This window comes from Kitasatospora sp. A2-31 (assembly GCF_022288725.1).
Classification (GTDB): Bacteria; Actinomycetota; Actinomycetes; order Streptomycetales; family Streptomycetaceae; genus Kitasatospora.
Genome location: NZ_JAKNTA010000013.1, coordinates 12783 through 36297, shown reverse-complemented (window position 1 = coordinate 36297; position 23515 = coordinate 12783). Strand labels below are relative to the sequence as shown.

18 protein-coding genes are annotated in these 23515 nt (G+C 73.7%); 13 read left to right on the top strand and 5 right to left on the bottom strand.

Translation table 11 applies throughout. From position 1 onward, the window contains the following. Positions 1–357: 357 nt before the first annotated feature. From sigK to MCM47_RS29825, 3 genes are all read left to right on the top strand, one after another. Positions 358–921 (top strand): ECF RNA polymerase sigma factor SigK, encoded by a 564-nt coding sequence (gene sigK, locus MCM47_RS29835; protein ID WP_238865069.1) that lies wholly within the window; start codon positions 358–360, stop codon positions 919–921. Positions 922–1049: 128 nt separating this feature from the next. Beyond that, complete coding sequence (locus MCM47_RS29830) at positions 1050–2021, top strand: MerR family transcriptional regulator (protein ID WP_238865066.1); 972 nt, start codon at positions 1050–1052, stop codon at positions 2019–2021. Between the two features lie 510 nt (positions 2022–2531). Then, positions 2532–2825 carry a hypothetical protein gene (locus tag MCM47_RS29825; protein ID WP_238864792.1) on the top strand — a complete coding sequence of 98 codons (294 nt, stop codon included), beginning with the start codon at positions 2532–2534 and terminating at the stop codon, positions 2823–2825. A gap of 165 nt (positions 2826–2990) precedes the next feature. Here MCM47_RS29825 and MCM47_RS29820 read toward each other — a convergent pair whose 3' ends face one another. Then, the gene (locus MCM47_RS29820) at positions 2991–5912 is read right to left on the bottom strand and encodes an FtsX-like permease family protein (RefSeq protein ID WP_238864791.1); all 2922 of its coding nucleotides are present in this window, start codon (positions 5910–5912) and stop codon (positions 2991–2993) included. 3 nt (positions 5913–5915) lie between these two features. Then, entirely contained in the window at positions 5916–6668 is a 753-nt protein-coding gene (locus MCM47_RS29815; RefSeq protein WP_238864790.1) for an ABC transporter ATP-binding protein, read from the bottom strand. A 296-nt stretch (positions 6669–6964) separates the two neighbouring features. Between MCM47_RS29815 and MCM47_RS29810 the strand changes: the two genes are divergently transcribed. From MCM47_RS29810 to MCM47_RS29795, 4 genes are all read left to right on the top strand, one after another. Continuing rightward, positions 6965–7849: a universal stress protein gene (locus tag MCM47_RS29810; protein ID WP_238864789.1), complete on the top strand. Its 885-nt coding sequence runs from the start codon at positions 6965–6967 to the stop codon at positions 7847–7849. A 386-nt stretch (positions 7850–8235) separates the two neighbouring features. After that, complete coding sequence (locus tag MCM47_RS29805; protein ID WP_238864788.1) at positions 8236–8655, top strand: hypothetical protein; 420 nt, start codon at positions 8236–8238, stop codon at positions 8653–8655. Between the two features lie 140 nt (positions 8656–8795). Beyond that, the gene (locus MCM47_RS29800; protein ID WP_238864787.1) at positions 8796–10412 is read left to right on the top strand and encodes an alpha/beta hydrolase; all 1617 of its coding nucleotides are present in this window, start codon (positions 8796–8798) and stop codon (positions 10410–10412) included. 239 nt (positions 10413–10651) lie between these two features. Next, positions 10652–11596 carry a DUF5996 family protein gene (locus tag MCM47_RS29795; protein WP_238864786.1) on the top strand — a complete coding sequence of 315 codons (945 nt, stop codon included), beginning with the start codon at positions 10652–10654 and terminating at the stop codon, positions 11594–11596. 5 nt (positions 11597–11601) lie between these two features. Here MCM47_RS29795 and MCM47_RS29790 read toward each other — a convergent pair whose 3' ends face one another. Then, complete coding sequence (locus MCM47_RS29790) at positions 11602–11961, bottom strand: UBP-type zinc finger domain-containing protein (RefSeq protein ID WP_238864785.1); 360 nt, start codon at positions 11959–11961, stop codon at positions 11602–11604. A gap of 362 nt (positions 11962–12323) precedes the next feature. Here MCM47_RS29790 and MCM47_RS29785 point away from each other — a divergent pair, with 362 nt between their 5' ends. From MCM47_RS29785 to MCM47_RS29765, 6 genes are all read left to right on the top strand, one after another. After that, positions 12324–13898: an MFS transporter gene (locus tag MCM47_RS29785; RefSeq protein WP_238864784.1), complete on the top strand. Its 1575-nt coding sequence runs from the start codon at positions 12324–12326 to the stop codon at positions 13896–13898. A gap of 465 nt (positions 13899–14363) precedes the next feature. Then, positions 14364–14492, top strand: a complete 129-nt coding sequence (locus MCM47_RS41980; RefSeq protein ID WP_255752982.1) for a hypothetical protein — start codon at positions 14364–14366, stop codon at positions 14490–14492. An 11-nt stretch (positions 14493–14503) separates the two neighbouring features. After that, entirely contained in the window at positions 14504–16033 is a 1530-nt protein-coding gene (locus MCM47_RS29780) for a peptidoglycan DD-metalloendopeptidase family protein (protein WP_238864783.1), read from the top strand. 309 nt (positions 16034–16342) lie between these two features. After that, positions 16343–17110, top strand: coding sequence for a serine/threonine protein kinase (locus MCM47_RS29775; RefSeq protein ID WP_238864782.1), 768 nt, complete (start codon positions 16343–16345; stop codon positions 17108–17110). A gap of 6 nt (positions 17111–17116) precedes the next feature. After that, positions 17117–18478: a serine/threonine-protein kinase gene (locus tag MCM47_RS29770; RefSeq protein ID WP_238864781.1), complete on the top strand. Its 1362-nt coding sequence runs from the start codon at positions 17117–17119 to the stop codon at positions 18476–18478. 192 nt (positions 18479–18670) lie between these two features. After that, the gene (locus MCM47_RS29765; RefSeq protein WP_238864780.1) at positions 18671–19744 is read left to right on the top strand and encodes a BTAD domain-containing putative transcriptional regulator; all 1074 of its coding nucleotides are present in this window, start codon (positions 18671–18673) and stop codon (positions 19742–19744) included. Between the two features lie 37 nt (positions 19745–19781). Here MCM47_RS29765 and MCM47_RS29760 read toward each other — a convergent pair whose 3' ends face one another. Then, complete coding sequence (locus tag MCM47_RS29760; protein WP_238864779.1) at positions 19782–20864, bottom strand: alpha/beta hydrolase family protein; 1083 nt, start codon at positions 20862–20864, stop codon at positions 19782–19784. 44 nt (positions 20865–20908) lie between these two features. Beyond that, positions 20909–23410 (bottom strand): penicillin acylase family protein, encoded by a 2502-nt coding sequence (locus MCM47_RS29755; protein WP_238864778.1) that lies wholly within the window; start codon positions 23408–23410, stop codon positions 20909–20911. Between the last annotated feature and the right edge of the window lie 105 nt (positions 23411–23515).

The window sequence follows — 23515 nt, the reverse complement described above, 5'->3', positions numbered from 1 at the left end:
CCGGCCACGGGCGCCTGACCCCGTTTCGGAGCCCGCCCGTGCACCGGATTGCACCCCCTGCGTGCGCTGGGAACGGGGCGCTCGCGAGGGCACGGCGGGCATGCTCGTGGAGGCTCGTGAAGGTTCCCGGGGCGCTCCTGGGGACGCCCTGCGGCCGGCGGCCGGCCGGGCAAAACGATGCACAATGGATGCGAGTCGTCCGGGGCGGCGGAAACGCTGCACGGTGGCCGCGTGACTACGAGCACCCGCGTACGACCCGTCCGGACCCCCGAAGTCCCGGTCGCCGTCCAGGCCGGCGGCCGGGCACCCGCGACCGTCCCGGCCGACCGGCCCGGTCAGGCCGACCAGGCTGAGCTGATGGCCTCGGTGGCGCGTGGCGACCAGGACGCGTTCGCCGCGCTGTACGGCATGCTCGCCCCGCCCGTGTACGGCATCGCGCTGCGGACCCTGCGCAGCCCCTCGCACGCGGAGGAGGTGACCCAGGAGGTGCTGCTGGAGGTCTGGCGTACCGCCGCCGCGTACCGGCCCGACCGGGGCACGGTGCTCGCCTGGGTGCTCACCATGGCCCACCGCCGCGCCGTGGACCGGGTCAGGTCGACCCAGGCGGCCGGCGACCGCGAGGCCCGGGTGGCCCTGCGCGAGCCGACCGTCGGCGAATCCGTGGCCGACCAGGCCGAGCGGCTGCTCGACGGCCAACGCGTCCGCCGCGCGCTCGCCCAGCTCACCCGCGCCCAGCGCGAGTCGCTGGTCCTGGCGTACTACGGCGGCTACTCGCAACGCGAGATCGCCCAGCACCTGGATCTCCCGCTCGGTACCGTGAAGACCCGGATGCGCGACGGGCTCCACCGGCTGCGCGCCGCGCTCGATGACCGCGAACCGGCAGCGACGGCGACGGCGACGGCGACGGCACGGACTGCGTGATGGAGGCACCGGTGGCAGCGGAGGCACCCGTGAGCGGACACGACGCCGCCCGAACGGCCCAGGCCGGCGAGTCGCCGGCTCGCGCGGCCGCGACGGCGCAGACGAACGACCACCCCGAGGGCGCGGGCATGCCCACCGGAGCCGTCGCCCGGCATCTCGGGGTCTCCCCCACCACCGTCCGCTCCTGGGAGCGGCGCTACGGCATCGGCCCCGCCGATCGCCGGCACGGCCACCACCGGCGGTGGAGCCCGTCCGACATCGCCGCCCTGGAGGCCATGTGCCGTCTCACCGCACGTGGCGTGCCGCCGGCGGAGGCGGCCCGGACGGTACTCGCCGCCGGCGACCGCCCGCCCGCCCCGCCCGCCCCGCCCGTCCCGCCCGCGCCCGCCGCCGGGACCGATGCCCTCGCCCCCGGCCCCCGTGCCCCGGGCCCGGGCGGCAGCCGCGCCCTGCACGTCGGCTCCGTCCGCCCCGAGTGCCGGGGACTGGCCCGGGCCGCCGTCCGGCTGGATGCCCCCGAGGTCGGCCGGATCCTCCAGGAGGCCGTCACCGGCCTGGGCGCCGTCGACGCCTGGACGGAGGTGATGCTGCCCGCGCTCCGCGCGGTCGGCCGCAAGTGGGCCTCGGACGGCGAGCAGTACGTCGAGGTCGAGCACCTGCTCTCCTGGCACGTCGCCACCGCTCTGCGGACCGCCGCCGTCCGCCCCAGCGCTCTGCGGGCCGTCCCGCCCGTCCTGCTCGCCGCGATGCCGAACGAGCAGCACACGCTCCCGCTGGACGCCGTCGCCGCCGGGCTGACCGAGCGTGCCCTGCCGTTCCGGATGCTCGGCGCGGCCGTCCCGCCCCGCGCCCTGCTGGACGCCGTCCGCCGCACCGGCCCCGGCGCCGTGATGCTCTGGGCCCAGAGCCCGCACACCACCGACCCCGAGCTGGTCCGACAGGTCGTCCGCACCGCCTGGGGCGCACGCGGCTCCCGCAACCACGCACTCGTCCTGGCCACCGGCCCCGGCTGGCGCCGCTCCGACCATCCGGAGGGCACCGCTGGGCCCCGCACCCTGCTGAGCGCCCTCGACCTGCTCGAACGAGCCGCCACCGCCTGACCGCCCGCAGCGGCACCGGCGCCACCTCCGGGCACGGCCGCCCGACGTGCGACGGTCCGCCGTTCGCGAGAATCGAGGCGCGGTCGCCCTCGCCTTCGGGCCGTACCTGTCGCACCGCTACTGCATTCCGATCGCCGCCATCGTCGCGATGAAGCCGTTCCTGGAGCGAGGACGACTACCGCCCACTCCAGGACGCGGCGAAGAAGGGCAGGCTCGAAACCTCCCCGGAGATCCGAGGGGGCAGGGGAGCGGCCGGGGACCGTCGAAATCCGACCTCGAAGCGCTTGCAGGAGCGCAACAGGCCCGGGCCCGTGCCTGCGACCGGCGCCGTGCGGCAGCCCGGGGTTCGGGGTTGCGGGCGGCGCAGTGTCCGGTCGATCGGCTCACGGGCGACTTGGGTCCATCGGTCCCTGCGGGACGGGCTCGTCGGCCCTCGTGGTCGAGCGCGGTGCGCCCGAGGATCGAGGTAGGGGTGAAGCGTGTTCCCGGAGGTCTCGAGGAGTGAGAACGATGGAGGAGATCGGTCGAGTGGGTTGGTTCACCATCGGTGTCACCACGATAGCGCTCGCCGGAGCCGGCCACGCCATGGCCGGTGCCGGGCGTATCGCCAAGGAGATGCTGCGCACGCCGGACGAGGAGCGCCGCGCCGCCGCATCGGGGCGCCGCACTCTCGAATCGGCCAGCGGGGCGGGTGGCTGGGTCCTGTTCGGCGCACTCGTCCTGGCGCCCGGGGCCATCCGCCACGTCCTGTCGGGTACGGAGACAGTCGTCAAGGAGGTCGTCAAGGAACCGGCGGCCCGGTGACCGGCTTCGGTCGAAGTCGTACCCCGGGCGGCGTACAGGCGTCGTGCCTGCACCGTCGTGCCTGCACCCAAGGCCGCTCGTGCGCGAACTGTGCACGTGTCGCCCGGCTCGCGAAACGAGCGGCGGAAGCGCATCCGGCCCTCAGGTCAGTCCGGGATCCTCGGGTCAGTCCGGGATGCGGACGGCGAGTGCGGGCCTGATCCGGGCGGCGTGGCGGGCGGGGCCGAGGGCGGCCAGGAGGGAGGCGGCCAGGGTGCACCCGGCCAGGGTGGCGATGGGACCCCACTCGATCGGGAAGCCGCCTTCGAGGCCGGCGAAGGCCGAACTCTTCAGATACATCAGCCAGGTGGTGAGCACACCCAGCAGGCTGCCGAGCAGAACGCCCTCGAGCGCGACGAACCCGCTCTCCCACAGGAACGACCGCTCGACCGTACGGGCCTGGCAGCCCAGCGCTCGCAGCACGCCGATGGTGCGCCGCCGCTCCCGCACCGCGCGGACCATGACGACGCCGAGCCCGGTGATCCCGATCCCCAGGCCGAGGGCGAGGAAGCCCTGCATCAGGCGGAAGAACGCGGTGTTGGCGGCGAACAGGCGGTGCACGTCGGAGGCGATCGGGGTGGCGACGAGGCTGGCCGACAGGTGGGAGCCCTGGAGGCGCCCGGCCAGTTCCTCGGGTGAGGTGCCCTGGCCGGTGCGGACGAGGGCGCTCGCGGTCCTGGCCTGCGGGCCGAACTGCCCGGTGACGCTCGCCGAGCCCTCCACCAGCGGGTAGATGGTGGTGCTGCTGCCGGTGGCGGGGTAGAAGGCGAGGCCGCTGTTCAGCACACCGGCGATGGTCTTCTGCTCGGCCCGCCCGCTCGCCGGGTCGGTCAGGGTCAGGGTGTCACCGGGGGCGTAGTACTTGCCGGCGGGGCCGCCGGTGTGGCCGAAGAAGTTGTCCACGACGACGTACTCAGGGTGCGTGGCGAGCGCGGTCCAGACGGCCGGGTCGTCCGGCAGGCCGGGCAGCCGGTCCCGGAAGGTGATGGCGGTGACCGCGCCGTCGGGGACGCCGACCACGGCCGTCTCCAGCGGCTTCGTGGTGCGGTGTCCGGGATCGGTGGACTGGCCGCGCGCATTGAGCAGCGGGGTGACGGCCGAGACCTGCCCGGCGTAGGCGGCGGAGCCGAGGTCGGCGAGCGGGTCGGCACCGGCGGCCTGGGGGTTGTAGTCGAGGCGCAGGGTGTAGCCGGCGGTGGCGTCGGCGACGGCGCGGTCGACGCTGGCGTTCATGATCCCGGAGATCTGGGTGAGCAGAACCAGGACGAGGGTGATGAGGGTGTACATCACCAGGGTCGAGCCGGTACGGAAGCGCTTGGCCAGCGGGTAGGCGGCGGCGAGCCGGGCGGCCAGCCCCTGCTGGGTCGGCCGGTCCATCAGGCGGCGCACCGGGCGCACCAGCGCCTGCTGGTTCTCGCTGACGAGGACGACGGCGGAGAACGCGGCGAGGCTGCCGAGGATCACGTACACCGCCATCGACGGGGAGTCGAACACGCGGGGCCGCACGACGCTGGCCGCCAGCGTCCACAGCAGGACGAATCCGGCCGCGAGGCTGTCCGCCGCCCGGCGGGGCATCACCCGGCGGGCGGCCGGCACGGCGAGGGCGACCGCGAGGGCGGGCAGCAGGTAGGTCTGCTCGGCCTGGCTGCGGGCGATCGCGGGGACGGCGGCCAGCGCGCACAGCACGCTGAGCGCCGTGCAGACGATCAGCAGCCGGCGGCGTGTCCGGCGTCCCGTGTCGGCGGGCAGGTCGCGGATGGCGGCGATGATGTTGAAGCGGCTGATCCGGAAGCTGGTGGCGACGATCGCCGCCAGGGCGATCGCCAGGCCGAGTGCGGCGCCGTTGAGCAGGCTGGTGGGGGTGGCCGCGAAGGTGATGTCCAGGCCGCTGCCGTCCACGGACCAGCTCTTGAAGATCTGGGCTGCGACCACGGCCACGCCCCAGCCGACGCCGAGGCCGATCGCCACTCCCGGCAGTGCCCCGGCCAGCGCGTACACCGCGCCCTCCAGGGAGAAGGAGCCGACCAGCCGGGAGCGCTTGAGGCCGACCGCGCGGAGCATGCCCAGCTGCGCCTTCCGCTCCTCGGCGAGCATCACGAAGATGTTCACCAGCAGCAGCGCACCGGCGATGATGCTGAAGCTGCCGATCATCAGGAACAGCGCACCGAGTGCGTCGCCGGTCTCTCGGGCCTGCTGGAGCACGGTGTGCTTCGGGGTGTCGACGGCGGCACGGGCACTGTCCGGGCCGAGTGCGGTGCGGATCTTCGCGGTGACGGGGTCGGTGAGCTTCTCGCCCCCCTCGACGCCGCCGCGGTTGGACACCATCGTCACGGACGCCGCCTGGCCGCCGGCGGCGGCGAGTGCGCCGGGCGGCAGGAAGACGTTGCGGTTGACCCGGCCGCCGAGTCCGGTGCCGGCGAGGCCCTGCTGCGGGACGACCCGCGCCACGGTGTAGTCGACCGGGTGGCCGTAGAGGTACACCGTGATGACCTGGCCGGCGCCGACGCGCAGCGAGTGGGCGAGCGGTTCGTTGAGCACCACCTGCCCGGGCGGGGGCACCGGACCGCGCAGCCCGGAGTCGCCGCCGACCGTGCCGAAGCGACCGGCCGCGTCCAGGTCCAGCTGCCAGGCCAGCACCCGCGGTTCGGCCACCGGACGGGCGCCGCGGTTGTTCACGGCGGCCGCCTGGGTGACCTGGGCGGTCAGCACCCCGTCGACATCGGGATCGGCGGCGAGCGGCTGGAGGCGGGAGGCCACGTCGTGGCCGCCGGTGTCGGTGCTGACGATGCGTTCGTCGACCGGGCCGAGGGTGCGGTACGCGTCCTGCCGGACCGAGAAGTTCAGGGTGTCGCCGACGACGAGAGCGCCGACGATGATCGCGGTGCCGAGCACGGAGCCGCCGATCACCAGGGCGGCCTCGGTACGCCGCCGCGCGACCTGGCGCAGCGCGAGGCGCCGGACTACCGGCTGCCGGGCCGCGACCAGCAGCAGCGTCAGCAAAGCGATGCCGAGGATGCCGAGCAGCGGGAGCAGGAGGTCGGGGTACACCGGTCAGCCCACCAGTCCGGCCGTGGGGGCACCCCCGGCCGGAGGCTGGGGGAGGGAGTCGGAGACCAGGCGGCCGTCGCGCATCCGCACCAGGCGGGGCAGCCGGCGGCCGATCGCCTCGTCGTGGGTGACCAGCACGATGGTCTGGCCCTCGTCGCGGTTGAGCGTGGCCAACAGCTCCATCACCTGGTCGGCCATGGCGCTGTCGAGATTGCCGGTGGGCTCGTCCGCCCAGACGACGGCGGGCCGGGCAACCAGGGCGCGGGCGATGGTGACACGCTGCTGCTCGCCGCCGGACAGTTCGCTGGGGCGATGTGCCACCCGGTGCCCGAGGCCGACCCGCTCCAGCATCGCGGCGGCCCGGGCCCGGGCCTCGCGCGGCGGCGTGCCGGTGAGCAGCAGCGGGAGTTCGACGTTCTCGACGGCGGAGAAGACCGGGATCAGGTTGAAGGCCTGGAACACGAAGCCCATCGCGTGGGCCCGGTGCTCGGTGCGTGCGGCGTCCGACATGGCGAACAGGTCGCGGCCGTCCACCTCGACCCGGCCGGCGTCGATGTCGTCCAGGCCGGAGAGGCAGTTGAGCAGGGTGGTCTTGCCGGAGCCCGACGGCCCCATCACCCCGACCAGCTCGCCCGGCTGCACCGTCAGGTCGAGGTCGCGCAACGCCGTCACCTCGACGGTTCCGGTCCGGTAGACCTTGCGGACTCCGGTGGCGGCCAGCAGCGGGCGTCGTCCGTCCTGCGTCCGGATGTCCATGGCCGCCTCCTCGCCGACAGCGCGGATGCCCCGATCTCCAGCCTCGCCGCAGCCCCCGGCCCCTCCTAGGACCGATCGGCCCCTGCTGCGGGGGCCGGATGGACGCTTCCACCGTGTCGCCTGCCGTGCCGCGGCCACCCTCACGGTAGGCCGCCCGGCGGGCCGAGAGCCGGGTGGCCCCGTGCGTCGTGGGACTGTCGGCCCTCGCGGCGGATCTTCGCCGGGCTTACGGTGCCGGTGTGGGCACGGCGGTCGGCCACGGCTCGCCGGCCCCGCCGACCGGGTGGAGGAGCGCCATGATGTCCGCCAGCGCCATGATGTCCGCCGGCGACCGCCCGACGGTCGTCTTCGGCGTGGACGCCCTCGAACCGGAGCCCATGGCGCTGGCCTGGGCAGCCGACGAGGCCGACCGGCGGGGCCTGCCGCTGCGGCTGCTCCACGCCGTACCGCCGGTCGTTCACGAGCGGCGCGGCTCCGAGGAGGACCGCTATCACGAACTGCTGCGCGAACGCGGTGACGCCGCCCTCGCCAAGGCCGCCGACCTCGCCCGCACGCGCCACCCGGGGCTGGAGATCGCCACCGTCGTCACGGACGGCAGCGCGGCGCGGGTGCTGGGGCGGGAGTCCGCTCATGCCGAGCTGGTCGTCCTGGGCTCACGCCGGATGAACCGGCTCGAGGAGCTGCTCAGCGCCTTCTCGGTGACCGTCCCGGTGAGCGCCCAGGCGAACTGCCCGGTGGTGGTGGTGCGCGGCCCCGAGCACGTCACCCAGGACCCGCCCTACGTGGTGGTCGGGGTCGACGGCAGCGAATCGTCCGCGGCCGCCGTGGACGTCGCCTTCGACTTCGCAGCCCGACGGAGAGCCGCGCTGCGGGCGGTATGGGTGTGGCAGTCCCAGCTGATCGCTCACGTCGACGAGCGGGCGGCCGTCCAGACGTTGCGGCGACAGCTCGCCGAGACCACGGCCGGGCGTGCCGCGTCCTTTCCCGATCTGCACCTCACCCACGAGGTGATCCGCGGCCACCCGGTCGAAGAACTGGCCAAGACCTCCGAGCACGCCCTCGCCGTCGTGGTGGGGCGCCGCGGCCGCGGCGGCTTCACCGGAATGCGGCTCGGCTCCGTCCCGCACGGGCTGCTGCACCGCGCCCACAGCCCGGTCGTCACGGTTCCGCGACCGTCCTGACCCTGGCCGCCGAGGCCGCCACCACACTCGCACGAGCGGCGGCGAAGGCGACCAAGGGCGGCGTCCGTCACCACGCCGCCGTCCGCCCAGGACACCGGCTCGGCCTCCAACACGTCCTGGAGGAAGGGCACATGGGAGGCCGCGACACCGAGCTCCGCCGAGGCCGGGACAGCCGGACGGCCCGGCTCCTGCGGACCGAGGGGTCCCCGGACCTCGCAAGTCTTTCGGTGCCCACCGTCATCCACTCCGGCTCCCGCCGCGCCTACGTTGGGCCATGGCCGGGGCACGGGATGCGCCCCGGCCACCCCGGGCGACAGTCGACGCCCGATCGGTCACGGACAGGGCCGGCCCCGAAGCCGGGCCGACCGGGGCGGGAGGACGGACGGATGGCAGTGCGCAAGGCCGCCATGATCAAGCAGGTCGAGCAGACGGTGCGCGAGATGGATCCGGCCGATCCCCCGCTCACCGTCTTCGGCGTGTTCCTCGACGACAGCCCGTGGCTCTCCTGCCTCGGCGGCGGCCTCGACGCCGACACCTACTTCGTCACCGCCACCGCGCGGTCCGTCCACTTCCACCGGGTCAGCACCAGGGGGCTGGGGCAGCGGCCGGGCGGCCTCGTCTACAGCTTCGACCGGGACGACGCGGTCCGCCGGATGGGCGAGGTCCGCCGCCGACTGCTCTGGAGCTCCTTCCCGTTCGCCCTCCCCGGGCACGACGCACCCACCCGGATGAACGTCCGCCGCGGCTGGCGGAGGGAATTCTCGCGGTTCGCCGCCGGCCTGGACACGGCCGCCGCACGGCGCTGACCCCGAGCGGCCGCCGCATGGCGCTGACCCCCGGCGGGCGGCGACCGGCGCGACAGCCCGCCGGACCACCTGCCGTCGGCGGCCGGGCCCCTCCCCCACCGCACCACCGTCACACCCGATCCCGCTCGACAGGAACCACCATGACCACCCACCGGACCGGCCGCCGCCTCTTGCTGGCGGCACTCGTCGTCGGCAACCTGCTGCTCACCACCGCCTGCAACGACCTGACGACCGTCAAACCGGCCGACGCCGGGACCGTGGGCCCGGCCGGTGGCGCCGCGAAGCCCGCCGGAACCGCCGACCCCCGGCTCGGCACCTTCTACGGCCAGCACGTCGACTGGCACGCCTGCCGGCCGGGCGCCGGGAGCCGACCGGTCGACCTGACCGGACTGCAGTGCGGCGAACTGCGCGTTCCGCTGGACTACGCCGACCCGGCCGCCGACGCGCTCGGCCTCGCGCTGGTCCGGCTGCCCGCGGCCGATCCCGCCCACCGGATCGGCTCCCTGGTGGTCAACCCCGGCGGCCCCGGCGGGTCCGGCGTGGAGATGGTCGAGATGGGGCGAAAGCTCTTCGACGGCGCCCTGCACAACCGCTTCGACGTCGTGGGCTTCGACCCGCGGGGCTCCGGGGCGAGCTCCCCGGTGATCTGTCTGACCGACCGGCAGCGGGACGACCGCGACCAGGTCGACCTCCCCGTCGACCCGGCGAAACGTCGTGTGGTGCTCGACCGGCGGGACACGGAGCTCGCCACCGCCTGCGCGGGGAAGTCGGGCAGGCTGCTCCCCTTCGTCGGCACCCGCAACACCGCCCGCGACCTCGACGTCCTGCGCCAGGCGCTCGGCGACCCGAAGCTCAACTACCTGGGCATCTCCTACGGCACGTACCTGGGGGCCCTCTACGCCGAGGAGTTCCCCGCCCGGACCGGTCGGCTGATCCTGGACGGCGCGGTCGACCCCGCCGCCGACGCCCTGGACGAGTCCATCGACCAGACCATCGGGTTCGAGTCCTCCTTCCGGCGCTTCGCCGACGACTGCGTCCGCGCCCACGCCGCCGAGTGCCCGCTCGGCAGCGACCCGGACACCGCGGCGAGGAAGGCCTCGGACTACCTGGAGAGCCTGCACGACGGCCCGCTGGACACCGCCGACGGGCGCAAGCTCACCAGCGACCTGGGTTGGGCCGGCACCCAGGCCCTGCTCTACGGCGACGAGACGGACGCCTGGCCGGCCCTGCGCGCCGCCCTCACCATGGCCATGGTCGGCAGGCGCGGCGACCTCCTCCTCGCATCCGCCGACCGCCTCCACGGCCGTGACGAGAAGGGCCACTACACCGCCTTCAGCGATTCCCGCGACGCGATCTCCTGCGCCGACGGGGCCGCCGCCGCGCCGTCCCCGGAACGCGCGCAGCAGGTCGTGGCCAAGCTCAAGGCCGAGGCCCCGCTGGTCACCCAGGGCGTCTCCGTCGAGGACTACCAGCACGGCAAGTGCGAGAACTGGCCCTTCCGGTCCCCCGAGAAGCCGCACGTCGTCCGGGCCGAGGGCAGCGCCCCGATCCTGGTCGTCGGCAGCACGGGCGACCCGGCCACCCCGTACGCCGCCGCGGAGAACCTGGCCAAGGGCCTGGCCCACGCCACCCTGCTCACCCGCGAGGGCGAGGGGCACGGCGCCTTCGGCCGGGGCAACACCTGCGTCGGCGCGGCGTACGAGGCCTACCTGGTGGTCGGCACGCTGCCCGCCCCCGGTACCCGCTGCGCCGACTGACACGCGAGCCCGCCGGACCGGAGCGACCCCCCTCCCCTCGCTCCGGCCCGGCGCCCCCTCCCCGGTCCGTCCGACCATGCCCTGACAGGACGGACCGGGGAGACGCCTTGGTGACGCCGAGAGCCACCCGGGTGTCCACGCCCCCGCCCTCCCGGCGGGCCGAGCAGGTCCACCGGTCTGCGCGTCCGCACCGTCGCGCCCATCATGGAACCACGGCCGCCCGGCAGGAGGGATGCGCGATGGAGCTGTTCCCGCCGATGCCACTCGCCGAGTGGCAGGACACGAAGGAGACCCTGCACCGCTTCTCCCAGGTGGTGGGCAAGATCCGCCTCGCGGCGAGCGTGCGGCGCAACCACTGGTGGAACGTCCCGTTCCACCTCACCGGGCGCGGCATCACCACACGGCCCATGGGACTGGTCGACGGCAACCCGGTCTTCACCATCGACTTCGACTTCGTCGACCACCGGCTGGTCGTCGCGACGGTGGACGGCAGGGAGGGGTCCTTCCCGCTCCTCGGCCAGTCCGTCGCCTCGTTCTACCGGCAGACCCTGGAGACGCTGGACTCACTGGGCGTCCGGGTGTCGATCCGGGTGCCCCGGCCCTACCGACTGGCCGACACGGACCGGCCGTTCGCGGAGGACGTCGAGCACGCCGGCTACGATCCCGCCTGGGCGACTCGCCACTGGCAGGTGCTCAGCCAGGTCGGGCTGGTGCTGGAGGAGTTCGCGGCGCGCTTCTCGGGCAAGGTCAGCCCCGTCCACCTCTTCTGGCACTCGTTCGACCTCGCCCACACCCGCTTCTCCGACCACGCCCTCGACCAGCCGCCGCAGACGGACCCGGTGACCCGCGAGGCGTACTCCAGGGAGCTGATCAGCTTCGGGTTCTGGTTCGGGGACGCCGAGCTGGGCGAGCCGGCCTTCTACTCCTACACCACCCCCGCTCCCGAGCGGCTGGCCGAGTGCCCGCTGACACCCGCCTCCGCGCGGTGGACCGAGCTCAACGGCAGCCCGCTGGCGGTCCTGGGCTACGACGCGGCCCGCAGCGAGACCGATCCGCGAGCGGCCGCACTCGCCTTCTACGAGAGCGCGTACCGGGCCGGAGCCCTCCGTTCCGGCTGGGACGTCGGCGCTCTCGCCTGCCCGGGCGGCATCACGGACCCGCGCCTGCCGGTCCCACCGCTCTGAGCTCCTCAGTGCAGGTGCGACTGCCAGTCCGCGGGGACCCTGCCCTGCGGGCCGGGCGTCGGCTGCGAGGCCGGGTGCGCCACGGGCGCCGCCAGCTCCGGCCCCTCGTAGTACTGCTCGGTCTCGATGTTCCACAGCCACGCCTCACCGGGCTCGAAGCTGGCCAGGAACGGATGCCCTGCCTCCCGGGCATGCCGTGTGCCGTGCTGGGACGGCGAGGAGTCGCAGCACCCGATGTGCCCGCACGCGGCGCAGCGCCGCAGGTGGAACCACCACCCCGGTCCGTCCCCTGCCAGGCACTCCACACACCCGTCCCCGCTCGGCCGGGCCGCGGGATCGATCCCCCGGATAGGGCTTTCAGCCATGGGACACACCTCACGATGCGGGCTCGTCCGGACGCCGGTCCGGCACATCGGTGCCGGAACCGTCGGATCGTCTCTCCGAACATCAACCGTCCCGCCCGCACGGAGATTCCGTGCCGAACGCGTGGCGTCGCTGCGCCGGACCGGGTGCGGGGCGCGCGTCAGGCGCATGCGGCCGCCGCGAGCAGCCGCGGCGGGAAGTAGGGCGGCCGGGGGCTCCGGGCGCGGCTCCGCCGTGCGCCGCGGACCGGTCGCTAGCATGGGAGCCGCCGAGCCAACGGCAGGGATCCGGGCCCCTTGCTCCACGACGGGCCCGTCCCCCAGGTGGTCCGCCGGCAGTGACGCGCGGACGCATCCCCGAACGGATGACGATGCAGACTGCTACCGTCGGCGGATCCTCGCGTTACCTGGTGCTGACGGCGATGATCTTCGCCGTTGCGATGACCTTCATCGACCAGACCATCGTGTCGATCGCCGTACCGAACATCCAGCACGAGCTGGAGCTGACCAGCACGGGGGTGCAGTGGGCGGTCAACGCCTACCTGCTCACCCTGGCCGCGTTCTTCGCGTTCGGCGGCCGGCTCGCCGACACCGTCGGTCACCGCAAGATGGTGGTCCTCGGGGTGGTGGTGTTCGCGGGTGCCTCGGCCTGTTGCGGCCTCACCCCCACCGGGAGCCTGGCCGAGGGATGGCTGATCGCCTTCCGTGCCGTCCAGGGCTTCGGCGGCGCGATCATGTTCCCGGCAGCCCTCGCCATCGTGGTGCAGAGCTTCGCGCTGCGCGAGCGGGGGCGGGCGCTGGCCCTGTTCTTCGGCATCGCGGGCGGTCTGACCGCGATCGGCCCGGTCCTCGGCGGCTACCTGACCGAATGGACCTGGCGGGCGATCTTCTGGGTGAACCTGCCGGTGGCCGCCGTCGCGCTGGTGCTGGTCGCGGTCTCCAAGCCGGTGACGGAGATCCGTCCGGCGCCCATGGACTACCGGGGCCTGGCCCTGATCGCCGGCGGTGTCGGACTGAGCGTCTTCGGGTTCCAGCAGTCGCAGGTCTGGGGCTGGTCGAACCCGGCGATCGGGCTCTGCATCGCGGCCGGTGCCGCGCTGCTGGTCGTCTTCGCGGTCGTCGAGAGACGCACCGCCTCGCCGCTGATCCAGGTGGACATCTTCCGCATCCGCGCGTTCTTCGTGCAGAACCTCGTGCTCGGCATCTCGATGCTGGTCTTCGTCCCCGTGTTCTTCTTCTCCAGCGAGTACGCGCAGATCGCGCTGGGTGACTCCTCCTCGGAGGCCGGCGTCTTCCTGCTCTACTTCTTCATCGGGTTCGTGATCGCCTCGCAGATCGGCGGCCGGATGCTCGACCGGGGCGGCGCGAAGCGACCGGTGGTGCTCGGGTGCGTGCTGGCCGCGGTCGGCTTCTACCTGTGGGCGGGCGACGTGACTACGCTGAGCTTCAGCGAGCAGCAGTGGGACGTCGTGCTGGCCGGCGCCGGCATGGGTTTCATGCTCTCGCCCGCCAGCACGGACGCCGTCAACCGTGCCTCGCGGCTCTCCTACGGCGAGGCGACCGGCATCACCCAGACGGTCCGCAACTACGCCGCGAGCCTGGGACTGGCCGTGCTGGGCACCGTCCTGGTCACCGACCTGCGCTCCCGGCTGACCGACTCCCTGGTGGCCCAGGGCCTGCCGCCCGCCCAGGCGTCCTCCACGGCCGCCCACCTCTCCCAGGTCCAGGCGCAGAGCGGAGGGAGCGGGGGCACCGCGGACATCCCGCAGTTCTTCCGGGTCGACTTCGCCCACGCCACCCAGACGGTCTTCTACTGGATGGCGGTCATCATGGCCGTGGCCGCGGTGGTGGCGATCGTCGGCCTCCGTGCCGGCGTGCAGTCCGAGGCCGCCACCGAGGAGCAGCAGCCCCTGCCGACCGGCCGCGAGGGACAGGTCTGAGCCTCGCTCCACCGGCGAGGCGGTTGCCGTCCGCCCTCCGAGCGGCCGGCAGCGGCGCCTCACCCGGCGGCCTCGGCGACCACCCGCCGCGCCGGACGGGCACTCAACAGGCCCCTCGGCAGGACGACCTGCCGGGTAGCCCGGCGACGCCGCGTAGCGGCTTGCCCCGATCCGGCCGGTGTGCGGCCGTCTCGGCCGGGCCGCGGTGCTCTCCGTCCCCGTCCGCGGCTCGTCGCGCTCGGTCGGCCCCTCCTCGACTCCTGCTGACGACCCATGACGGTCGCTGTCCGGCACACCCCCCGCCCGCAGGACAGACGGTCCGCCCGACAGTCTCCTCGGCCGGTCCCGCGCCCGTCAGTCCGGATGGTTCCGGGTTCTGCGCCGCGCGGTGCGTGGCTAACGTCCCAACCGCTCCACTCCCGGCGGTCCGGACAGATGGCCGTCACGCGCCCTCAGGAGGTCACGTTGACCGCGCACCACCGCACCCGCAGGAACGTCCCCGGGCCCCCCGGCGGGCTCGGCACCGCCCCGGCACCGGGCGCCGCCGACCCGGCGGCGGCCGGCGGCACCGTCGGCCGTCTGCGCGCGGCATGAGGGGCGCGCCGGTGCTCCCCTCCTTCGGCCGTCGAACGTACTCCCGCGCCGCGCGCCTGGCCCTCGCCGCGGTCGCCCTGCTGCTGCCCGTCACCGTGCCGGCCGCGCCCGCGTCGGCCACCCCTGCTGCGGCCGCCGGATTCACCGCGTCCTGCCCGGCCGCCGGCTACATCTCCCAGGGTTACACCCCCGAGCACAACGGCATCGACATCGCCAACGACTACGGCACCCCGATCTACGCGGTCGGCGACGGCCAGGTGCTGGTCTCCGGCCCGGCGCAGGGCTACGGCCAGTGGATCCGCATCCTGCACCCGGACGGGACCATCACCGAGTACGGGCACATGCGCGAGCGGGACGTGGCCGCCGGCGACCACGTGACGGCAGGTCAGCTGATCGCACTGATGGGCAGCGAGGGCACCTCCAGCGGCCCGCACCTGCACCTACGGGTCTGGGCCGACTCGGACGCGACCGTGCGCACCGACCCGATCCCCTACCTGGCGGAGCGCGGGATCACCATGCCCTGCACTCCGGGAACCGGCCCCCGCCCCACCCCGCCGGTGTATCCGGCGCAGTCGGGGAGGGTGGTGTCGGCGCGTTCGGCGGACGGCCGGCTGGAGGTGTTCGCCGCGGGTGCCGACGGCGTCTCGCACGCCTGGCAGACCGCGGTGAGCGGTGCCTGGTCGGACTGGGAGTCCCTGGGCGGCCCGGGCGGTGCCGAGCTGGCGATCGGCCCGAACCCCGACGGCCGCCTGGAGATGTTCGCCCTCAACGGCACCACCCTCCAACACCGCTACCAGCTCCAGCCCTCCGGCGCCTGGTCCACCTGGGAGACCTTCGGCGGCGGCGGCCACTCCCTCGCCACCGGCTCCAACCAGGACGGCCGCCTCGAAGTCTTCGCCTCCGGACCCGCCGGCGTCTTCCACAAGTACCAGAGCGCCCCCAACAGCGGCTGGTCCGACTGGCAACCCGCCGGCGGACCCGCCGACAGCCGCATCTCACTCGGCAAAGCCCCCGACGGCCGACTCGAAGTCTTCGCCCTCAACACCACCACCTTCCAACACCAATGGCAGACCACCGCCAACGGCACCTGGTCCACCTGGGAGACCTTCGGCGGCGGCGGCCACGACCTCACCGTCGACCACAACCAGGACGGCCGCCTCGAAGTCTTCGCCTCCGGACCCGCCGGCGTCTTCCACAAGTACCAGACCAACCCCACCACCTGGTCCGACTGGCAACCCACCGGCGGACCCGCCGACTCCCAACTCACCAGCCAGCCCACCGCGGACGGCCGCATCGAAGTGTTCGCCATCAACACCACCACCGCCCAACACACCTGGCAGACCGGCGTCAACGCACCCTACGGCCCGTGGGACACCTTCGGCGGCGCCGGCACCGAGATCACCGCCACCGCCAACGCCGACGGCCGGATCGAAGTGTTCGGCACCAGCAACGCCGGCGTCCACCACAAGTGGCAGACCGGCTTCTCCACCTGGTCCGACTGGACCTGGCTCCACACCACCGCCGGACCCGCCGTCCCCTGACCGCACCGGAACCACCGGAGAGCGACGACGTCCCCGATCAGCAGGCGCAGCCCGCTGCGGGCGGCCGGAGCGGGAGCCCGCGTGCTCCCGCTCGCGGGCCGTACCGCCACGGGCGGCGGCCGCACCCGGCGGCGCCGATGCCCTGACCTCCCGCACGCCCCTTCCCGCGCTCCCGCGCTCCTCCGCTCCCCCGTCACGTGGCCTGCGCCACCGTGCGGTTTATTGTCATGCTCAAGGAGGTAACGTTCCGTCCGTCCGACAACGATCGGCAGGCGAAACGGGGTAAGCGGTGCGCGGGACGGAGGAGCGGTGAGCGGGATTCTCGTCCACCTGCCGGAGGGGAACGGCCAGGACGCGGTGACCTTGCGGCTCGGTCCGGGTGAGCGGGCGCGCTTCGGCCGCGGCTCCGCCGGCACGCCGGTGGAGCTCCGACTCGGCGACGAGACGGTGTCCCGCCTCGCCGGCGAGATCCACGCGACCGACGACCACTGGCAGTTGAGCAACCTCAGCAGCACCCACGCCTATCTGGTGGAGAACCCGGAGGGCGCCGGCGAGTACCTGCGGGTGCCGCCGCGGCGCATCGGCGCGCCGATCCCGTTCGAGTTCTCCCGGGTGGTGCTGCCCTCACGACGTGAAACGCCTTTGTCCTTCCAGGTGTTCGCGCCCGACCACGTCTACCTGGATCCGGACGCCCGCGGTGGCGGCTCCTGGGAGAGTCGTACCATGACGGCGTACTCGCTGGACGAGACCGCCACCTACTTCCTGGTCCTGGTCGCGCTCTGCGAGCCGTGGCTGCGTGACCGCTCCCCCGCCGCCGTACCCACCACTCTCCAGGTGGTCGCGCGGCTGCGCGACCACCCCGCCTGCGCCCGGCTCACCGCCCGCGCGGTCAGCTCGCACCTCGACTACCTCGCCGACGAGAAGCTCCGCATCGACCTGCCCGACGACGCGGGCCGCGCGGACCGCCGCAGCGGGAAGCGCGAGGCCGTCGTGGGCCTCGCCCTGAAGTTCGGCATCGTTCGTGAGGAGCACCTGGCGCTCCTGCCGCGCCCCGAAGCCGCCGAGCCCCGAAGGTAGGGCCCGATGGTGCACGCCCCGGCCTTCCGCGGGTCCGGCCAGGAACTGCTGCCCGCCGGTCACCGGATCGGCGACTGGATCGTCACCGAGCCCATCGGCGAGGGCGGATGGGCCACCGTCTACGCCGCCCGCCGGGCGGACGACCCCACTCGTTGCGACGGCTCGGACAGCACGGCCGGCGTGGACGGCACGGTGGCGCTCAAGGTGCTGCCGATCGCCGGACTCGCCCCTCGCCAGGCCCGCCAGGTCGCCGAAGCCGCTCGCCGCGAAGCCGAGTTGGGCCGCACCGCCCCGCACCCCCGGCTGGTCCGCCTGCTCGACACCCTCGTCCTGGACTGTCCCGACCACCCCGCGCTCGACGGCGCGATCGTGCTGGTGATGGAACGGGCCCGGGGCACCCTGCGCGACCTGCTCGCCACCGGCGTCGACGAGGCCCGGGGCGGCCGGATCGTCGCCGGCATCTGCGAGGGCCTGGCCCACCTGCACCGCTCCGGCTGGGTCCACACCGACCTCAAGCCCGAGAACGTCCTCATCGGCGAGGACGGCGAGGTCCGCCTCTCCGACTTCGGCCTCGCCATCGAACTCACCGGCACCCACGGCCACGCCGCCCCCATGGGCACCCCCGACTACCTCCCGCCGGAGCGCTGGGGGGAGCCGCTCGGCGAACACGGCGTCAAGATCCGCCCCACCGCCGACATCTGGGCGCTCGGCATCGTGATCCACGAGGTGTTCGCCGCCGGTGTCCCGCCCTTCCCCGGCGCCACCCCCACCGCCCGCAGCGCCGCCGCCCAGCAGTACGCCCAGGGCCGCGCCGCCCTGCGCCTGGCCCCCGAAGTCCCACCGTTCTGGCGCGCCCTCGCCGCCGACTGCCTCGCCCCCACCCACGCCGCGCGGGCCCCGCACACCGCCGAGAGCCTGCTCACCCGGATCCGCGCGCACCGGTCCGGCCGCCGTCGTGGTCGCCCACGACCGCGCACCGCCCTGCTCGCCCTCGCCGCCTGTGCCACGGCCGCGGTCGCCGCCACCGTGCTCTGGCCGCACTCCGGTCCGGCGGAACACCCCACCCGCATCCGGGTCTTCAACGCCGAACGCAGCTGTCAGGACCGCACCGACCGCGACCCCCGGTGCAGCCTCGGCCTCGCCGTCGATCCCCTGCGCGCCTACACCGCCGGGAACGTCGTTCCCACCCGTGTCTGGCACGGCGACCTCCTCGACGCCGACTGCCAGCTCCCCACCGGCCTCCCCGTCATCGACGAGGAGGACCGCACCTCCACCCTCTGGTACCGCGTCCACCTCCCCGGCCCCACCACCGCCTGGCTCCCCGCCGTCCGCACCAAGGACCACCCCACCCTGGGCCGCTGCTCCTGACCGGGTGGCCGCAGGGGTCTGCCGGCGGTCCTCACCGGGTGGCCGCAGGGGTCTGCCGCTGCTCCTGATCGGGTGCACGCAGGGCCGGCCGCGCGTGCTCCTCCGGATCGTTCCGGATTCCGGGCCCGGGGCCCCGTCACTACCGTCGACGGCGTCCGCCGGACCGGCCGGCCCGGAGTCCAGGGAGCAGCGATGCCGACGAACGCCACCACCAGCCGGCCGAGCGCCGTCGTGCTCGGGCCCCGGGAGCGCGACGTGCTCCACGCGGTCGGCTGCGGCCTGCGGGACGACGAGATCGCCGCCGTCCTCGCCATCTCCGAGGAGGCCGTGGCCGGGCACGTCGCGCGGATCCTCGGGAAGCTCGGGCTGCGCGACCGGGCCGCCGCCATCGTCCACGCCTTCGACTGCGGAGTGGTCGCCCCGGGCCGCGGCCCCCGCACGCGGGCGGCAGCGGGGTCGCTTCCTTGCAGCGCCGTCCGCCCGACGGCAGGACCGAAGGTGCAGATCTCCGTACTCGGCCCGCTGCGGGCCCGATGGGGCGGGCGGTCCCTGGAGCTGGGACACCTGCGCCAGCAAGCCGTGCTGGCGGCACTGGCGCTGCACGCGGGGCGGACCGTCAGCCAGCAGGAACTGCTGGACGGCGTCTGGGGCTCGGATCAGCCGGTCACGAACGTGGTACCGGTCCACATCTACCGCCTCCGCAAGACCCTGCGCATCGGGGACGGCCCGGACTCGGTGATCGAGCACGACCGGTGCGGATACCGGCTGGTGCCCGGTGCGGTCGAGGTGGACCTGGCGCGCATGGAGCGCCTGGTCACCGACGCCGGGGCGGCCCACCGGGCGGGCGACCCGACCGAGGCGGTCCGCCTCTGCACGCGGGCGCTGGACCTGTTCCGCGGCGAGCTCCTGGCCGGACTGCCCGGCCCGCTGGCAGAGTTGGAGCGGCTGCGGCTCGCCGAGCGCAGGATCGCCGTCGCCCAGCGGAAGTTGGAGTGGCAGCTGGGTCTGGGCCAGTGCTGCGAGGCGGCGGCCGAGCTGTTCGCCCTGGCCGCGGAGCACCCCCTCAACGAGCCGGTGGCCGCGATGCTGATGCGCGCGCTGTACCGCAGCGGCCGACAGGCCGACGCCCTGGCCGTGTTCGACCGCACCCGCCGCCGGCTGGCCGACGACCTGGGGGTTGCGCCGAGCCGGCTGCTGCGGCAGACGCACCGGCTGATCCTGAGCGGGGACGAGGTCGGCCCCGGCCTCACCGCGGCCGCGCGGTGAGGCCTGGGCCGACCCACGGGACGGCCCCGGGTCACGCTCAGGAGGCGAAGGCCCGTTCGAGCCGGGGGATCAGGTCCCGGAGGTCCTGTTCCCAGCAGCCGGCGTTGTGGCCGCCGTTGCACTGGGTGCCCCAGCCGGAGCCGTCGCCGTAGTCGACGTAGTGGTAGGACATGCCCAGGGCGTCCATGCGGTCCTTGACGTGCTTGGACGCGCCTTCGAGCCAGAACTCCAGGTCGGTGGGCACGCCGCGTCCGTTGCCCACGTAGATGGAGACCCCGACCCCGGCGAGCCTGTCCATGTGCTGGGACGGGTCGGCCGCGTTCCAACGCCAGTCCACGTTGAACACCGGGTAGGGCGAGCCGAACAGGGCGTCGCTGTCCACGCCGGGCTTGTACGGGTCGTTCGCGGGGTCGCCGCAGAATCCGGAGGACGAGCCGCAGAGCGCGCCCTGGGCGTCGATGAGGGAGGCGACGACGGCCAGCCTCAGGTCCATGGAGTCGGCCGACAGATCGATGTCGCCCGACAGGGACGCGGTCTGGCCGAACAGTTCCGGGTGGTCCTGGGCGTAGTGGAGGGCGCCGAAGCCGCCCATGGAGACGCCCGCGACGGCCCTGGCCTTCTTGGCGGCGACGGTCCGCAGGTTGGCGTCGATGAACGGGATCACCTGCTGGAGGTGGAAGTTCTCCCAGTTCTGGGCTCCCAGCCGGGTGTTCTGGTCGAGCCAGTTGGCGTACCAGCCCCGGGCGCCGCCGTCCGGGATGACGGTGATCATCGAGTGGGACATGGTCAGCGCCGGATAGTTCTGCTGGACGGGGTCGTCGGGTGAGCCGTGCAGGAAGTACAGCACGGGGTAGCGCCTGGTCGGGTCGTCGTAGTACCCGCTCGGCAGGATGATCTTGATGTGGTGCCGGCCGGTGACCTCGGGAGTGGTCACGGTCAGGTAGAAGTCGGTCGGACCGCCCACGGCGGGTTCGACCTGGGTCAGGCCGAACCCGTTCGCCATCGGCGGCGGCGCCCCCGTGCCGGCGGCGGCACGTGCGGCACCCGCCGTGGTGGCCGTCGCCAGGACGGCGGCCACCAGGGCCACCACCCTGCGCCACCGGCTCGATGTCCTCGTCACGGTGTTTCCCCTCGTCGGTGTCGTCGTCGTGCGGAACGGGAGCATCAGTCCAGGACCTTGATCTCCAGCGCCGGTGAGGCCGCGATCTGCTCCTCGGTGTAGCGTTCGGTCACCCACTGACCGGCCGAGAACAGCCTGGTCTGGTCCGAGTAGTGGGGCGAGTTCGGGTTCGCCGACTGGGAGTAGGCCAGCAGCGAGGCGGCCTGCGGCGGGCCGTCGGCGGTGAACCGCGTCTCCTGGACGAAGCTGGAGCCGAAGGTGATGTCCAGCTTTCCGTCGACCGTTCCGGGGGTGACCACGTTCAGCACGCCCAGTTCGTGGATCGCGCCGTGGATCGGGATCCGTTCGGCGTTGCGGGTGATCCTCTGGACGTCCGACAGCGGCGCGTTCAGCGGAACGCCCGCCTTGCGCAGCGCGAGGACGGCCCGGCCGAGCGCGTCACGGACGGCGGAGCTCCCGGGGTCCAGCGAGTTGGGCGTGTGCACCGGGTCCTTGGGATCGAAGGGCACCCGCCACGGCAGCTTCTCGATCGCCTGGCCGTTGGTCAGGAGGTACCAGAGGTTCTCGAACAGCCAGGACCCCCGGCTGTCCGCGGTGTACTTGTGGTTCCAGGCGGCCAGGACCGGGCAGGCCTCGCTCACGTCGACCAGGTTGCCGTCCACCAGGACGAGCCCGAAGGGCTGGCTGCGGCACGTGGTCACGGTGGCGTCGAGGGCCAGGTCGGCCGCCCTGCTGCCGTCGGCGAACAGCAACTGCCGCATGGTCTCCGGGGTGAAGCCGCGGCCCGGCAGACCGTCACTGCCGCTGATCCGGTTCTGCGCGGTCAGGACCAGCTCCTGGGTGCGCAGCGAGCGGGGCGCCGCACTGTCGCCCATCACCCGGGGGAAGGACAGCGGCTGCTCGGGGTTGGCCAGCCAGGGGCTGTCGTTGGCGTTGCCCACGAAGTCGGACCGGATCAGGCGCGGCTGCTTGTGCGGGTCCAGCAGTCCCGGCGCGACGGCGTTCGGGTCGTTTGGCCAGTCGCACTCGCTGCGCTTGCCGTCGAAGACGGAGACCGGCGGCACGTTGGGCAGCCGCAGCTGCTGGTTGAACAGCACCTGGCCGGTCAGGGTCAGGCAGGACTGCGCGTGCGCATCGGTGATGTTCGGGGCGGCCTGGATGTCCGCGTACAGCGCGTTGCCCTTGCGGTCGGAGGCGACCGTGTTGAAGAACGGCACGCCCTGCGTGGTCTCCAGGGTGCTCACCACGTCGCCGACGTCCTTGGCCTGGTCGAGGTGGAACCAGGTGTTCAACGCCCGCAGGTTGTCCATGTTCGCGTCGCGCACCGCGTGGGCGCTCACCACCCAGGGCAGGGCGACGCCGAGCACCGAGGTGGTGATCGGGCCGTAGCGGGTGGACCACAGCGTCCTGGTGACCCTGCCGACGGAGCCGTCCGGCTGCAGCACGTCGACACCGACCTGCTGCGAGGTCATCTGCTGCCAGCCGCCGTCCACCAGGTAGCTGGTCGGGTGCAGCGGGTCCACCTGCACGTCGAACAGCCCGAACGGGGCCACCGTGGCGACGGTGTGGCTCCAGGCGACGTCGTCGGTGTGCCCGATGTTCACCGCCGGGAGTCCGAGCAGGCTGGCCCCGGAGACGTTGATCCTCCCCGGGATCGTCAGCTGGCTCTGCCACATCCGGTTCTTGCCCTGCCACGGGAAGTGCGGGTTGGCCAGCAGCATGCTGGTGCCGGTGCCCGGGGCCACCCCCTGCGACCCGACCGCCAGGGCGTTGCTGCCCATGCTGCCCTGCTGCCGGCTCGCGGCCATCGCCTCGCGGATCTTCGCCGCGGTCTCCTCGGGGGAGACCGCCGGCGCCGCGGCGGGGGACGGCGCGGCGCCCGGCGCCCCCGGGGGTGCGGCGGTCACCTCGCCGTCCAGCAGCGGATCGGCGCTGCCCATGACGATCTCGGCGTGCGCGTGCCGGTAGACGTCCAGCTCGGTGATCGGCCGCACCCAGGCCGCGCCCCGGCAGGCCGGGTCGGAGAGGTTGTTCACGCCGGTCTCGGCCAGGTAGCGGTTGTACCCCCGGACGTAGCCGCGGATGCCCTCCTTGACCTCCGGCTCCGGCCCGTTGGGGGCGGGCTGGTCGAGCAGCCGCTCCACCACCCGGTTGTCGTTCATCCGCTGGAAGTAGAGGTCGCTGTTGAGATTGCTGGTGCTGTTCTGGTTCTGGCCGGGGCTCGCCCTGCCGTCGGGCCCCAGGTAGCGGGACCGCTGGGCGTTGACCATCAGGTAGGTGTCGGCCAGGGTGCAGATGTTGTCCTTGGCCGCCGCGTAGCCGTACCCCTCGCCCAGTCCCTCCATGGTCGAGGCGATGATGTGCGGGATCCCGTACTCGGTGTACCGGATCGTCGGTCGGTCCGGCGCCGGCACCCGTACGGCGGCCGGGCGCCTGTCGTCCGGGGTCCCGGTGCCCGGTGTCCCGGCTGCCGCCACCGTGCCCATCAGTGCCGTCGCGGCCATGACCGCGATCGGCAGCCTCGCCTTGAGTCTGCTCCGTGCCATCGAGTCGTCCTTCCCCCTGCGGTCCGGTCGTTTGGCTGAACACGGCCAGGCTAGGAAGGGTCGATGACATCCCGATGAAGCGTCGCGGGCCGGGGCTCCGGAGCC

Bases quoted from the DNA above. Each gene is read 5' to 3' on its own strand.
- MCM47_RS29795 (WP_238864786.1), top strand. From the start codon at position 10,652: ATGGAGCTGTTCCCGCCGATGCCACTCGCCGAGTGGCAGGACACGAAG.
- MCM47_RS29815 (WP_238864790.1), bottom strand. From the start codon at position 6,668: ATGGACATCCGGACGCAGGACGGACGACGCCCGCTGCTGGCCGCCACC.
- MCM47_RS29825 (WP_238864792.1), top strand. From the start codon at position 2,532: ATGGAGGAGATCGGTCGAGTGGGTTGGTTCACCATCGGTGTCACCACG.
- MCM47_RS29755 (WP_238864778.1), bottom strand. From the start codon at position 23,410: ATGGCACGGAGCAGACTCAAGGCGAGGCTGCCGATCGCGGTCATGGCC.
- MCM47_RS29790 (WP_238864785.1), bottom strand. From the start codon at position 11,961: ATGGCTGAAAGCCCTATCCGGGGGATCGATCCCGCGGCCCGGCCGAGC.
- MCM47_RS29765 (WP_238864780.1), top strand. From the start codon at position 18,671: ATGCCGACGAACGCCACCACCAGCCGGCCGAGCGCCGTCGTGCTCGGG.
- MCM47_RS29800 (WP_238864787.1), top strand. From the start codon at position 8,796: ATGACCACCCACCGGACCGGCCGCCGCCTCTTGCTGGCGGCACTCGTC.
- sigK (WP_238865069.1), top strand. From the start codon at position 358: ATGGCCTCGGTGGCGCGTGGCGACCAGGACGCGTTCGCCGCGCTGTAC.
- MCM47_RS29830 (WP_238865066.1), top strand. From the start codon at position 1,050: ATGCCCACCGGAGCCGTCGCCCGGCATCTCGGGGTCTCCCCCACCACC.
- MCM47_RS29805 (WP_238864788.1), top strand. From the start codon at position 8,236: ATGGCAGTGCGCAAGGCCGCCATGATCAAGCAGGTCGAGCAGACGGTG.
- MCM47_RS29810 (WP_238864789.1), top strand. From the start codon at position 6,965: ATGATGTCCGCCAGCGCCATGATGTCCGCCGGCGACCGCCCGACGGTC.
- MCM47_RS29785 (WP_238864784.1), top strand. From the start codon at position 12,324: ATGACGATGCAGACTGCTACCGTCGGCGGATCCTCGCGTTACCTGGTG.
- MCM47_RS29770 (WP_238864781.1), top strand. From the start codon at position 17,117: ATGGTGCACGCCCCGGCCTTCCGCGGGTCCGGCCAGGAACTGCTGCCC.